This is a genomic window from Kitasatospora sp. NPDC001527, assembly GCF_040298605.1.
Classification (GTDB): Bacteria; Actinomycetota; Actinomycetes; order Streptomycetales; family Streptomycetaceae; genus Kitasatospora.
The window spans coordinates 70,862-83,935 of sequence record NZ_JBEPAM010000009.1 but is presented as its reverse complement, the minus strand read 5'-3'; the positions used below and the strand labels follow the sequence as shown (position 1 = coordinate 83,935).

Genomic DNA, 13,074 nt, shown 5'->3' with positions numbered 1-13,074 from the left:
GGAGTAGCGATGCCCAGAGAGAAGCACCCGGCCGCCGTCGCCCTGGTGCTCCTGCTCGCGTGGGCGCTGGCCGCCTGCGGCAGCGGCGGGGGCTCCGGGGGCGGCGGCCCGGTCGTCCTCGACTGGTACAACTTCCCCGACGACTCCGGCGCGCTCCAGCAGGCCGCGGACAACTGCGGCCGCGACTCCGGCGGGCGCTGGTCCATCCGCTACAACAAGCTGCCGCGCACCGCCGACGGCCAGCGCCAGCAGCTGGTGCGCCGGCTCGCCGCGCACGACACCGGCGTGGACATCATGGGGCTGGACGTCACCTGGACGCCCGAGTTCGCCGAGGCCGGCTGGGTCCGCGAGTGGACCGGCCCGCTGCGCGAACGGGCGAGCGAGGACACCCTGGCCGCCGCGCTGCAGACCGCCACCTGGAAGGACCGGCTGTACGCCGTCCCGTACAACTCCAACACCCAACTGCTCTGGTACCGCGACGACCTGGTGCCCGCCGCCCCCGCCACCTGGGACGAGATGCTGGAGGCGGCGGAACGCCTGGCGGAGCAGGACAAGCCGCACTTCATCGAGGTGCAGGGCGCGCAGTACGAGGGCCTGACGGTCTGGTTCAACACCCTGGTCACCAGCGCCGGCGGCTCGATCCTCACCCCCGACGCGACGGCGCCCTCGCTCGGCGAACCGGCCGTCACCGCCGCCCGGGTGATCCGGGACCTCGCCCGCTCCCCCGCCGCCGACCCCTCGCTCTCCAACCAGATGGAGGACGAGAACCGGCTCGCGATGGAGTCCGGCACCGCCGCCTTCGAGCTCAACTACCCCTTCGTCTATCCGTCGATGAAGGAGAACAAGCCCGAGCTGTTCGCGCACTTCCGCTGGGCGCCCTACCCCTCGGTCGTCCCCGGGCGGCCCGCCACGGTGACCATCGGCGGCATCGACCTCGCCGTCGGCGCCTACTCGCGGCACCCGGACGCGGCCCAGGAGGCCGTGCTGTGCCTGCGCAACCGGGAGAACCAGCTGACCAACGCGCTCAAGGGCGGCCTGCCGCCGTCGCTGCGCAGCCTCTACACCGCCGCCGAGCTCACGCAGAGCTACCCGTTCGCGGCGGACGTGCTGCGGGCCCTCGACTCCGCCTCGGTGCGGCCGCAGACGCCCGCGTACCAGAACGTCTCGATCGCCGTCGCGCACGCCCTCTCCCCGCCGTCGGAGGTGGACCCGGAGCGCACCGTGGCCGACCTCGCCGGGCAGATCAGGGACGCGCTCGGCTCGAAGGGGTTGATTCCGTGACCGCGACCAGAACCGGGACCGCCGCGAAGGCCGCCGGCCGGCTCTCGGAGGGATCCCGGCAGGAGCGCCGGCTCGGCTGGCTGCTGTGCGCGCCCGCCGTGCTGGTGATGCTGCTGGTGACGGCCTATCCGGTCGGCTACGCCGTCTACCTCTCCTTCCAGCGCTACGACCTGCGCTTCCCGGACCGCTCCGAGTTCGTCGGCCTCGCCAACTACGGCGCCGTGCTGTCCTCCCCGTACTGGTGGCAGGCGCTGTGGGTGACGGCGCTGATCACCGTCGTCTCGGTGGCGGCCGAGCTGGTGCTGGGCCTGGCACTGGCGCTGGTGATGCACCGGGCGGTGGTCGGACGGGGGCTGGTCCGCACGGCGGTGCTCGTGCCGTACGGCATCGTCACCGTGGTGGCGGCGTACTCCTGGCAGTACGCCTGGACGCCCGGCACCGGGTACCTGGCGGCGCTGCTGCCGGAGGGCAGCGCGCCGCTCACCGAGCACTGGCCGGCGATCGGCCTGATCGTGCTGGCCGAGGTCTGGAAGACCACCCCGTTCATGGCCCTGCTCCTGCTGGCGGGCCTGGCGCTGGTGCCGGCCGAGACGGTGCGGGCCGCGATGGTCGACGGCGCCGGTTTCGGGCAGCGGCTGCGGCTGGTGGTCCTGCCGCTGATGAAACCGGCCATCCTGGTGGCCCTGCTGTTCCGGACCCTGGACGCGTTCCGGATCTTCGACAACATCTACGTGCTGACCGGCGGCGCCAACGACACCGGCTCGGTGTCGATCCTCGGCTACGACAACCTCTTCACCGCGCTCAACCTGGGCATCGGCTCGGCGATCTCGGTGCTGGTGTTCCTCTGCGTGGCGGCGATCGCGCTGGTCTTCGTCAAGGTCTTCGGCGCGGCCGCGCCCGGCGGCTCGGCGGAGCACCGGTGACCGCCCGGCAGGCCCGCTCGGCGACGGGCTGGGGCGTGGTCAACCTGGTGGTGGTGCTCTACGCGCTGTTCCCGGTCTGGTGGATCGCCGCGCTCTCCTTCAAGGACCCGGCCACCCTCACCGACGGCAACTTCGTGCCGCGCAGCTGGACGCTGGAGAACTACCGCGGCATCTTCCGCACGACCGAGTTCACCCGGGCACTGGTCAACTCCATCGGCATCGCGGTGATCTCCACCACGATCGCCGTCGTGCTCGCCACCATGGCGGCCTACGCGGTGGCCCGGCTGCGCTTCCCCGGCAAGCGGCTGCTGATCGGGATGTCGCTGCTGATCGCGATGTTCCCGCCGATCTCGCTGGTCTCCCCGCTCTTCGAGATCGAGCGGGCGCTGGGGATCTTCGACACCTGGCCGGGCCTGATCATCCCGTACATGACCTTCTCCCTGCCGCTGGCGATCTACACCCTCTCGGCGTTCTTCCGGGAGATCCCCTGGGAACTGGAGAAGGCCGCCAAGGTGGACGGCGCCACCCCCGCCCAGGCGTTCCGGCTGGTGATCGCCCCGCTGGCGGCGCCGGGCGTGTTCACCACCGGCATCCTGGTCTTCATCTTCTGCTGGAACGACTTCCTGTTCGCGATCTCGCTCACCTCCACGGACGCCGCGCGCACCGTGCCCGCCGCGATCGCCTTCTTCACCGGCAGTTCCCAGTTCCAGCAGCCGACCGGCTCGATCGCCGCCGCGGCCGTGGTGATCACGGTGCCGATCGTGCTGTTCGTGCTGTTCTTCCAGCGCCGCATCGTGGCCGGCCTGACCGCCGGCGCAGTGAAGGGATGACGCGGACCGATGGCGGAGATCGTCCTGGAGGGCATCACCAAGCGCTACCCCGACGGCTCGGTGGCCGTCCACGACCTCGATCTGACGGTCGCCGACGGCGAGTTCGTCATCCTGGTCGGCCCCTCGGGCTGCGGGAAGTCCACCACCCTGAACATGATCGCGGGCCTGGAGGACATCACCGGCGGCACCCTGCGGATCGGCGGGCAGGTGGTCAACGACCGGGCCCCCAAGGACCGGGACATCGCGATGGTGTTCCAGAGCTACGCGCTCTACCCACACATGACGGTGCGTCAGAACATGGGCTTCGCCCTGCGACTGGCCCGGACCGACAAGGCGGTGATCGCCGCCAAGGTGGAGGAGGCCGCCCGGATCCTCGACCTCACCGAGCACCTGGACCGCCGGCCCGCCAACCTCTCCGGCGGGCAGCGCCAGCGCGTGGCGATGGGCCGGGCGATCGTCCGCGATCCCAAGGCGTTCCTGATGGACGAGCCGCTGTCCAACCTGGACGCCAAGCTGCGGGTGCAGATGCGCACCCAGATCTCCCGGCTGCAGCGGCGCCTGGGCACCACCACCGTCTACGTGACCCACGACCAGGTCGAGGCGATGACGCTGGGCGACCGGGTGGTGGTGCTCCGCTCGGGCCTGGTCCAGCAGGTCGGCCCGCCGCAGCGGCTGTACGACGAGCCGGCCAACCTGTTCGTCGCCGGGTTCATCGGCTCGCCCGGCATGAACCTGCTGCACGGCCGGCTGGAGGAGGGCGCGCTGCGCACCGCGCTCGGCGACCTGCCGCTGGGCGACCGGCTGCGCCGGCGGCTCACGGCGGCGAACGCGCCGCGCGAGGTGGTGGTCGGCATCCGCCCCGAGCACTTCGAGGACGCCGCGCTGCTGGAGCACCCGGTGGGCGGTGCGACCGTCACCGTGGGGATCGAGGTGCTGGAGTCGGTCGGCTCGGACGTCTTCGCGCACTTCACCGTGGAGGGCGACGCGGTTTCCGGCGGCGGCCTGGAGGAGGTCGGCGCGCGCCAGGAGGAGGCGGGCGCCGGGGCGCCCGGCCGCGAGGTGGTCGCCCGGATCGGCACCTCCACCCGGGCGGCCGAGGGCGCCCCGCTGGAGCTGTGGATCGACACCGAGCGGCTGCACGTCTTCGATCCGGCCACCGGGGCCGCGCTCAGCGGCGAGGAGCGGGTCACCGACGGGTAGGCCCGCCCTCCCGGATCACGCGGGGTTGGGACGCCCGGAACGGGGCAGGCGGGGGCGCGACCGTCCCCGCTCCCCCGCTGGACGTGCCGCACCGGACGGTTCGGGCGATCATGGGGGAACGCGCCTCGAAAGGTGGAATGCGATGTTCCAGCTCCTGTGGATTCTGCTCATCGGCTTCGTGCTCGGCGTGATCGCCAAACTGATCCTGCGCGGCCCGCAGGCGATCCCGTGGTGGCTGACCATGCTGCTCGGCGCGGCCGGGGCCTGGCTCGGCAACGCGGTCTCCGGCTGGATCGGCGTCCGGAACACCTCCGGGATCGACTGGATCCGCCATCTGCTCCAGCTCGGCTTCGCCATCGCCCTGATCGCCGTGGTCGCCCCCGCCTGGAGTTCCCGCCGGACCAGATGACGGTACGGCGCGACGGCGTCCGCAGCGGCGCGGCTAGACTCGCACGGCCGTACTACGGACCGGCCGTGGTCCACGACGACGGCCGGAGCACTGGACGACCGTCCGACCCCGGCGCGGATGCCGATGACCGCGCCGGCCTGCGGACGCCGAAATCGCGAGGGAACAGAAGATGGTCGAGGCCTCCCCGAAGGTCGTTGTGGTCGTGCCCACCTACAACGAGCGGGAGAACCTTCCGGTCCTCGCCGGAATGCTGGCCGGCCTCGACCTGCCGAACCTCCATCTGCTGGTCGTCGACGACAACTCGCCCGACGGCACCGGCGAGATCGCCGACAAGCTGGCCGCCGAGTCCGAAGGCCGGGTCCGGGTGCTGCACCGCACCGAGAAGGACGGCCTCGGCCGGGCCTACGTCGCCGGCATGACCCGGGCCCTGGAGGACGGCGCGGACGTGGTCGTGCAGATGGACGCCGACCTCTCCCACCCCGCCTCCGTCCTGCCGCAGATGGTGGCGACCCTGCTGGCCGACGACACGGCGGTGGTGCTCGGCTCCCGGTACGTGCCGGGCGGGTCGACCGCCGCGGAGTGGCCGTGGCACCGCAAGGCGCTCTCCGCCTGGGCCAACCTCTACGTGAACACCATCCTCGGCCTGGGTGTGCGGGACGCCACCGCCGGCTTCAAGGCCTGGCGCGCCGAGTCCCTGCGGGCGATCGACCTGCCGTCGGTCCGGAGCAACGGGTACTCCTTCCAGGTCGAGCTGAACCACCGGGTGGTGCGGCTCGGACTCACCATCAAGGAGGTCCCGATCCGCTTCGAGGAGCGGGTCGAGGGCGCGTCGAAGATGAGCCTCGCGGTGCAGATGGAGTCGGCGCTCGCACCGTGGAAGCTGCTGCGCGAGGGGCGCCGCGGCAAGCCGTAGCGTAGGAGGTCCGCGTGGCCCTGGCCCCCGACCGGGCCGTCGCCCTGGTGCGGCGTGCCGCCCGTGAGCCCTTCGCCGTGCAGACCGCCCGGGCGACCGTCGCCGCCACGCTCTCCTACGTGGTGGCGACCTGGCTCAGTAGCGAACCCGCCCCGCTGACCGCCCCGCTCACCGCGCTGCTGGTCGTCCAGGTCACCGTCTACTCCACGCTCACCACCAGCATCCGCCGGGTGAACTCGGTGGTGGTCGGCGTGCTGATCGCGATCGGCTTCAGCTCGGTGGTCGGGCTCTCCTGGTGGAGCCTCGGACTGATCATCCTGGCCTCGCTGGTGATCGGCCGGTTCGTCCGGGTGGACGAGTTCGTCCAGGAGGTCGCGATCAGCGCGATGCTGATCCTCGGCGTCACGCAGGTGACCTCCCAGGCCTGGGACCGGGTGCTGGAGACGCTGATCGGCGCGACCGTCGGCCTGCTGTTCAACCTCGTCTTCGCCCCGCCGCTCTGGGTGGACACCGCGGGCGAGTCGATCGAGGACCTCTCCCGCCGGGCCCGGCACCTGCTGCTCGACCTCTCCGACCAGCTGGGCCGGCCGACCCCGGTCGCGGACGCCGCCGAACGGCTGCACGAGGCCCGCCGGCTCGACCAGGCGATCGCCGACGTCGACGCGGCGCTGCGGCAGGCCGAGGACAGCCTGCGGTTCAACCCGCGGATCAGCGAGGGGCTGCTGTCCCGGCTGGTGCTGCGCACCGGGCTGGACACCCTGGAGATCTGCGTGGTGGTGATCCGGGTCATCTCGCGCTCGCTGACCGACCTCGCCAAACGGCGCGCGCCCGGCGAGCCGCTGGTCGCGCCGGGGCTGGCGGTGGCACTGGAGGAGCTGCTCGCGCACGTCGGCGGCGCGCTGGTGAGCTTCGCCGTGCTGGTGACCACCCAGGTCAGCCGGAACGCCGAGGAGGCCGAGGAGCGGCTCACCGCCGAGCTGGCCGCCGCCTGGGCGAGCCGGGAGAACGTCGCCCGGCTGCTGCTGGAGCAGGTGCGGGCGCACCCGGACGCCTGGCACCTGCTCGGCTCGCTGCTGACCGAGGTCGACCGGATCCTCGACGAGCTGGACCTGGAGCACCGCTCGCGGCGGCTGATGGAGGAGCTGGACCGGGCGTCGGTGGCGAGCCGGGAGCGGTTCTCCCGGCTCGGCCGGCTGCGCCGGTGGATGCGCGGCGACCGGCCGGGGTTCGGCCGGGTGCGCCGGCGGCGCAGGCAGCGCAGGCGCGCCCGCCGGGCCTGAGCGAGGACCGGGCGACCGGCGACCGGCGTCCGGCGTCCGGTTCAGGGGGCCGCCGGGGTCACGGCACCGTCCAGGGGTCCTGCGGGAGCGGGTGGCCGGTCTCCAGGTAGGTCTTCAGATTGGACAGCACGGCCGACCAGCCCGCCTCGGCGTCCGCGCGCTCGGCCTCGTCGGCCAGGTTCTCGTGGGTGACGGTCAGCCGGGTGAGGTCCTGGTGGGCGTACAGCTCGAAGGTCACCCGGGACGGCCCGGCAGGCCGTTCCTCCCCGGGGCCGGACCAGGTGGTGACCAGGAGGTTCGGCCGGTCGGCGGCCTCCACCGTGCCGAACGCGTCGGCGACGCCGGAGCCGTCCGCGCGCTGGTGCTCCCAGCGGGCGCCCACCTGCCAGGTGGAGACGTTGCGGTGGCCCCAGTAGAGAGCGGACTCGTCCGGGTTGGTCAGCGCGTGCCAGACCCGCTGCGGGGCGGCGTGCAGGTAGGAGATGTGGCGGTAGGCGGGGACGGCCATGCGCTCACCCCTCGGCCGCGTCGAGCAGCTGCCGGATGTCGATCCGGCGCATGGTGAGCATCGCCCGGGTCACCCGGGCGGCCTTCGCGCGGTCCGGGTCGGAGACCAGGTCGATCAGCACCCGGGGGGTGATCTGCCAGGAGAAGCCCCAGCGGTCCTTGAGCCAGCCGCACTGGCTCTCCTGGCCGCCGCCCTCCAGCAGCGCCGCCCAGAGCCGGTCCACCTCCGCCTGGTCGTCGCACTGCACCTGGAGCGAGACGGCCTCGGTGAACGGGAAGAGCGGGCCGCCGTTGAGGGCGACGAACGGGCGGCCGTCGAGTTCGAAGGCGACGGTCAGCACGGTGCCGGGCGTGCCGGGGCCCGCCTCGGTGTAGCGGGTGACCTCGGTGATCCGCGAGTTCGGGATGACCGAGGTGTAGTGGCGGACGGCCTCCTCGGCCTGGTCGTCGAACCAGAGGCATGGGGTGATCTGCTGCATGGAGCCGACGGTAGCGGCGGGTCCGGGCCGGGCGGGGGCGCCACGGCCGGGGGTCACCGGTTCGGCGCCCCCCGGCCGCGGCCCGGCTCAGTGCACCCAGCCCGCGTAGCGGCGGGTGAAGCGCTGGCCGGTGGCGGCGGTGACCACCACGTCGTAGCGGCCCTGCTTGTCCAGCGGCCAGGCGAGGTTGTTCTGCTTGCCGGGCTTCACCCAGACGGTCTGCGCGGTGCCCGCGAAGTCGTTCGGCGCGACGGAGAAGCAGACGTCGGTCATGCCGTCGTTGACGAGCTGGAGGGTGAGCCGGCCGGAGCCGGAGAGGTCGGCGGTGACGATCGGGATGCCGATGTCGTTCTGGCCCTCCGGGACGTCCGCGCGCCCGGCGCCGTCGCGGATCACGGTGCCGGCGAAGCGCCGGACGAAGCCGTCGGGGCCGTGCACGGTGAAGTCGTAGCGGCCGTTGGTCGCCGCGGCCTCCCAGAGGTACGTCGCCGAGGCGCCCGGCGCCACCGTGAACGGCGTGCCGGCGAAGGGCCGCGCGATGTTCGGGTAGACGGTGTACGGGAAGGCGACGCCGCCGTCATTGCTCATCGTGCAGGTGACCCGGCCGGTGCGCCGGTCCACCTCGGCCTCGGCCCAGGGCTGGTAGGGCAGATGGCGGTGCGGACGGTCGCCGCGCTCCTGGACGGGCATGGACTGGGCTCCGGCGGCGGGGAGTTGGACGCCGGGGAGCCTGGTCCCGGCGTCGGCCATGGCCATCAGGGCGTTGGTGTCGGGCAGTCGCGGGATCGAGTGGTCGGGCGCCGCGAAGTCGAAGCAGCTGGTGAGGTCGCCGCAGACGGCGCGGCGCCAGGCGGAGATGTTGGGCTCGGCGACTCCGGTGACCCGCTCCATGAAGCGCAGCACCGAGGTGTGGTCGAAGACCTGGGAGTTGACCCAGCCGCCGCGCGACCAGGGCGAGAGGACCCACAGCGGCACCCGGTTGCCGAGGCCGATGGCGCGGCCCTGGGTGAACTCCTCGGGGGTGCCGGGCTCGGGGGTCGGCGGCACCACGTGGTCGAAGTAGCCGTCGTTCTCGTCGTACATCACCAGGAAGACGGTGTGCCGCCACACGTCCGGGTTGGACATCAGCGACTGCAGGGCCTGGTCGACCCAGTGCGCGCCGTACGCCGGGCCGGCCTCCGGGTGCTCGGAGAACAGGTACGGGGCGACCAGCCAGGAGACGGTCGGCAGGGTGCCGTCCTTGCAGTGCGCGTCGAAGGCCGCCGGGTCGAACCTGGTCATCGCGTTGACGTAACGCGGGTCGTCCTTCGGGAAGTCGTGGAACTGTCTGAAGTACGAGAGGGCGTTGTCGTCGTAGTCGCCGGTGCGGTCGTCCTTGCTGGGGTTGTGGTAGACCCGCCAGCTCACCCCGGCCTGTTCGAGGCGCTCGGCGTACGTCGTCCAGTCGGCGACGGGGTTGTCGGTGACCGGGGTGTTGTCGATCCAGGGGCCGGTGGTTCCGTCGCGGCCGGGGCCGGCGGTGCCGGTCCACAGGTAGAGCCGGTTGGGGTCGGTCGGGCCCGCGAGCGAGGTGAAGTAGGCGTCGCAGATGGTGAAGGCGTCGGCGAGGGCGTACTGGTAGGGGATGTCCTCGCGGGTGAAGTAGCCCATGGTGCGCTCGCCCTTGGCGGCGATCCACTTGTTCATCGCGCCGTTGTTGATGGCCTGGTGACCGGTCGCCCAGTCGTGCGGCAGGCCACCGGCGTTCTGCGCGTTGTACTTCGAGGTGTCCATCCGGTACGGCAGCATCACGTTGCCGTCGCTGCGGCGCGGGTCGGGCTGGTGGAACACGTCGGTGCCGTCGGGGAACCGCAGCGCCTGCTTGTCGCCGAAGCCGCGCACGCCGCCGAGGGCGCCGAAATAGTGGTCGAAGCTGCGGTTCTCCTGCATCAGCACCACGACGTGCTTGACGTCCTTGATGGTGCCGGTCAGCCGCCCCGGTGCGGGGGCGGCCTGCGCCGGGGTGCCCGGCAGGCCGGTCAGGGCGGCGGCGCCGGCGGCCGCGGTGGCGCCGACGAAGGTGCGGCGGGAAAGGTCGGACATCGCGAACTGGCCTTTCAGAGCTGGAAGGTGGCGACCGCGGCAGCGGTGTCGGACGGCCACTGGTTGGCCGCGAGGGCGGCCGGATCGGCGTCGGTGGCGGGCCAGTCGGCGACCAGGGTGTGCGCCTCGACCAGCTTCAGCCGGCCCCGGTAGAGCACGTAGTCGACGCGGTCCTGCGGCTCGGCCTTGCCGGTGGCGCGCTGCTTGCGCACCGGCGACCAGGTGATGCCCGGCACCGTGACCGGGTCCCGGTTCTCCTCGCGGAAGGCGTCGGTGAGCCCGGCGGCCTGGAGCACCGTGGTGACGGGCCAGGCGAGCGCGCCGACGCCGCCGTGCGCGGCGGCGGTGGCGGGCGTCCAGTCCAGGTGCGAGGGCGAGGACAGCCCGCCACCGAGCACCACCGGGACCCCCGCGGCGGCGTCGGCCTGGACGGCGGCGGCCAGCGCCTCGGCCTGCCGGAGGCGGGTGGAGGCGGTCTCGGCGGCGGCGATCTGCGCGGCGCTCCGCCCGTCCTGGGCCGCGTACGGGCCGTAGTCCGCCTCGTCGAGGTGCGCGCTCCAGACGCGGACGGCGCGGCCCCCGGGCAGCTGGACGGTCGCCCCGGCGGCGGGCAGGGCGGTGGTCGGCGCGGTGACGGCGCTCAGCGGGTAGCGGCTGAGGATGCCGACGCTGCTCTCGCTCTGGTAGGCGTACCAGCCGAGCGCGTCGGCCAGCGTCCGGGCGGCCGTGCCGGCCGTCTCCTGGAGCGCCAGCACGTCCAGACCCTGGGCGAGCACCACGCGCAGCTGCTTCTCGACCGCGTCGGTGAACGCGGCGCCGGCGTCGGCGAGGTTCCAGCTCGCCACCTTGAGACGCGGCGCGGCGGCCGGGTCGGCGACCGGGAGCAGCACGGTGACGGTGTCGGCGGCGCCGGCGCTGTCCTTGACCCCGACGACCAGCACCTCCGGGCTGCGCGGCGGCCTGCCGGTCGGCGCGGTGCCGGTGACGGTGCCGTCGGCGGCGACCGCCAGCCACGCCGGGCCGGAGACCTTCCGGAAGGCGGCGCTGCCGGCCGGGTTCCCCTCGGGGCGGGCCCAGAGGCCGCCGAGCTCGACGGTGACGGCCGCGCCGGGGGCCACCGGGGTGGCGGTGAGGGCGTCCACGACGGCGTGCGGGCGGACCACGGCGGGCTTGGGGCGGAAGGTGAAGGGCTCGGTCCTGGCGAGGATGCCGTAGCCGTCCTTGGCCAGCAGGTAGGCGGTGTACGGGCCGCCGGTGAGCGCGGAGGTGTCGAGCTGGACGTCGCCCGCGGTGCCCGGCGTGTACTTCCAGAGCAGCGAGCTGCCGTTGCCCGGCAGGCGGTCGCCGTCGTAGACGCCGACCCAGTTCTTCGGGTCGGGGGCGTCGGTGGTCCAGTGGAAGGTGAGGCGGTCGCCCTCCAGGGGGCTGGTCGAGGCGGTGGGAGTCAGGGTGCTGCCGGTGGCCACGGAGGTCCTGTCCGCCGCTCGGGCGCCGGGCCGCCGCAGGGATGCCGGACCGGGGCCGTCCGCGGCTGCTGACGGAGGCTGGGGGGAGCGACCCCATTGCCAGTTGGCTGTACAACTGTGGGGCCGGGCCCATTCATCCGAAGGTCAGCGACCGGGACGTGAACGAAACGTGACGCAATGTCGGGCGGTTCGGGAACTGTGGAACGGGGGGTGTGGGGGTGTGGGGTGTGGCGGTGGATCAGTCCAGGCCGCGGGCGCCGCGCAGGCGCTCGGAGAGCGCGGCCGGGTCGACCAGCGGGTCCGGGTAGCCCGCCGGGCGCTCGGCCAGCAGCCACGGGCGGTGCACCGCCCGCCCGGGAACGTGCGCCAGCTCCGGGACCCAGCGCCGGACGTAGGCGCCGTCCGGGTCGAGCCGGTCGGCCTGCGCCAGCGGGTTGAGCACCCGGTTCGGCCGGGTGTCCGTCCCGGTGCCGGCCACCCACTGCCAGTTGAGCTGGTTGTTCGCGAGGTCCCCGTCCACCAGCAGCCGCAGGAAGTGGCGCGCGCCGATCCGCCAGTCCCGGTAGAGGGTCTTGGCGAGGAAGGAGGCGGTGACCAGCCGGGCCCGGTTGTGCATCCAGCCCTCGTGGGCGAGCTGGCGCATGCCCGCGTCGACCAGCGGGAAGCCGGTGCGCCCGGCGCGCCAGGCCGCGCACTCCTCGTCGTCCTCGGGCAGCCAGTGGTCGCCCCGGTCGCGGTAGGCCTGCCGGGCGGCCTGCGGGCGGGCGGCGAGCACCTGGTGGTGGAAGTCGCGCCAGGCCAGCTGCCGGACGAACGCCTCGGCGCCGTCGCCGCCGTGCCGCAGCGCCCCGGCCGTCAGCTCGGCGGCGGAGAGGCAGCCGAAGTGCAGGTACGGCGACAGGCGCGAGGTGCCGTCGGCGGCCAGGTCGTCGTGCAGCTCGGCGTAGCGGTCCAGGTCGTGGCGGCGCCAGAGCCGCCGGGCCGCCCGCTCGCCGCCCGGCGGGAGCGCGGGCGACTCCGGCTCCGCGGTGGGCAGGGGCTCGCTCGCGATGCCCTCCGGTGTGCGCAGGGTCTTCGGCGGGCCGTGGATCGTCCGGCGGGGCGCCTGCGACCAGGCGCGGAAGTACGGGGTGAAGACGGCGTAGTGGTCCTTGCCCGCGGGCGTCACCGCTCCGGGGACGACGGCGGTGAGCGAGCCGTCGTGGACGTGCAGGCGGTCGCCGAGCGCGGCGCGCAGCGCCTGCTCGCGGCGGTGGGCGAAGGCGCTCACACCGGCGGCGACGTGCACCGAGGCGGCGTCCAGCTCGGCGGCCAGCCGGGCGGTGGCGGCGGCGGCGGGGCCGCGGCGCAGCACGAGGCGGCCGCCGAGCGGGCGCAGCGAGGCGTCCAGGTCGGCGAGGCAGTCGGCGAGGAAGGCGGCGCGGTTGGGCGCGGCGAAGCCGGCGGCGGCGATGTCGGGGTCCAGGACGAACAGCGGGACGACCTCGTCGGCGGCGGCGCGGGCGGCGTGCAGCACGGGGTTGTCGTGCAGGCGGAGGTCCTGGGTGAGCAGGGCGATGGCGAGGCTCATGGGGGGACGAGCCTCGCACGGCCGGGGGTTGCGCGGGGTGCGCCACGCGAACGGCGGGGGCGCGCGCCGTGGTGGCGCACGCCCCCGCCGGGGGTCCGGGAGCCCGGTGCCGCCGTGGCCGCGCGGGCGACGGG

12 protein-coding genes are annotated in these 13,074 nt (G+C 73.6%); 7 read left to right on the top strand and 5 right to left on the bottom strand.

The window, feature by feature from the left end; translation table 11 throughout:
• Positions 1-9 precede the first annotated feature (9 nt).
• The 7 genes from ABT238_RS12280 to ABT238_RS12250 all read left to right on the top strand — a co-directional run bounded on the left by ABT238_RS12280 (position 10) and on the right by ABT238_RS12250 (position 6,836).
• Positions 10-1,281: an ABC transporter substrate-binding protein gene (locus ABT238_RS12280; protein WP_350562899.1), complete on the top strand. Its 1,272-nt coding sequence runs from the start codon at positions 10-12 to the stop codon at positions 1,279-1,281.
• Positions 1,278-2,204, top strand: a complete 927-nt coding sequence (locus ABT238_RS12275) for a carbohydrate ABC transporter permease (protein WP_350756919.1) — start codon at positions 1,278-1,280, stop codon at positions 2,202-2,204. Before ABT238_RS12280 ends, ABT238_RS12275 begins: the two co-directional genes overlap by 4 nt.
• Positions 2,201-3,034: a carbohydrate ABC transporter permease gene (locus ABT238_RS12270; RefSeq protein ID WP_350562895.1), complete on the top strand. Its 834-nt coding sequence runs from the start codon at positions 2,201-2,203 to the stop codon at positions 3,032-3,034. Before ABT238_RS12275 ends, ABT238_RS12270 begins: the two co-directional genes overlap by 4 nt.
• Positions 3,035-3,043: 9 nt before the next feature.
• Complete coding sequence (locus ABT238_RS12265; protein ID WP_350562893.1) at positions 3,044-4,234, top strand: ABC transporter ATP-binding protein; 1,191 nt, start codon at positions 3,044-3,046, stop codon at positions 4,232-4,234.
• A gap of 142 nt (positions 4,235-4,376) precedes the next feature.
• Positions 4,377-4,643, top strand: a complete 267-nt coding sequence (locus tag ABT238_RS12260) for a GlsB/YeaQ/YmgE family stress response membrane protein (RefSeq protein WP_350562891.1) — start codon at positions 4,377-4,379, stop codon at positions 4,641-4,643.
• A gap of 169 nt (positions 4,644-4,812) precedes the next feature.
• Positions 4,813-5,556, top strand: a complete 744-nt coding sequence (locus tag ABT238_RS12255) for a polyprenol monophosphomannose synthase (protein ID WP_350562889.1) — start codon at positions 4,813-4,815, stop codon at positions 5,554-5,556.
• A 14-nt stretch (positions 5,557-5,570) separates the two neighbouring features.
• Positions 5,571-6,836, top strand: coding sequence for an FUSC family protein (locus tag ABT238_RS12250; RefSeq protein ID WP_502891422.1), 1,266 nt, complete (start codon positions 5,571-5,573; stop codon positions 6,834-6,836).
• 58 nt (positions 6,837-6,894) lie between these two features.
• On the opposite strand, the gene ABT238_RS12245 is transcribed toward ABT238_RS12250, so the two are convergent.
• The 5 genes from ABT238_RS12245 to ABT238_RS12225 form a co-directional block, all read right to left on the bottom strand.
• Positions 6,895-7,344 (bottom strand): SRPBCC domain-containing protein, encoded by a 450-nt coding sequence (locus ABT238_RS12245; protein ID WP_350756915.1) that lies wholly within the window; start codon positions 7,342-7,344, stop codon positions 6,895-6,897.
• A gap of 4 nt (positions 7,345-7,348) precedes the next feature.
• Positions 7,349-7,822, bottom strand: coding sequence for a VOC family protein (locus ABT238_RS12240; protein WP_350562885.1), 474 nt, complete (start codon positions 7,820-7,822; stop codon positions 7,349-7,351).
• Between the two features lie 87 nt (positions 7,823-7,909).
• A complete protein-coding gene (locus tag ABT238_RS12235) occupies positions 7,910-9,904 on the bottom strand; it encodes a phosphocholine-specific phospholipase C (RefSeq protein WP_350562883.1) in 1,995 nt (664 codons plus the stop codon).
• Between the two features lie 14 nt (positions 9,905-9,918).
• Positions 9,919-11,370 (bottom strand): endonuclease/exonuclease/phosphatase family protein, encoded by a 1,452-nt coding sequence (locus ABT238_RS12230; RefSeq protein ID WP_350756911.1) that lies wholly within the window; start codon positions 11,368-11,370, stop codon positions 9,919-9,921.
• Positions 11,371-11,608: 238 nt separating this feature from the next.
• Positions 11,609-12,940, bottom strand: coding sequence for a cryptochrome/photolyase family protein (locus ABT238_RS12225; protein ID WP_350756908.1), 1,332 nt, complete (start codon positions 12,938-12,940; stop codon positions 11,609-11,611).
• Positions 12,941-13,074 lie beyond the last annotated feature (134 nt).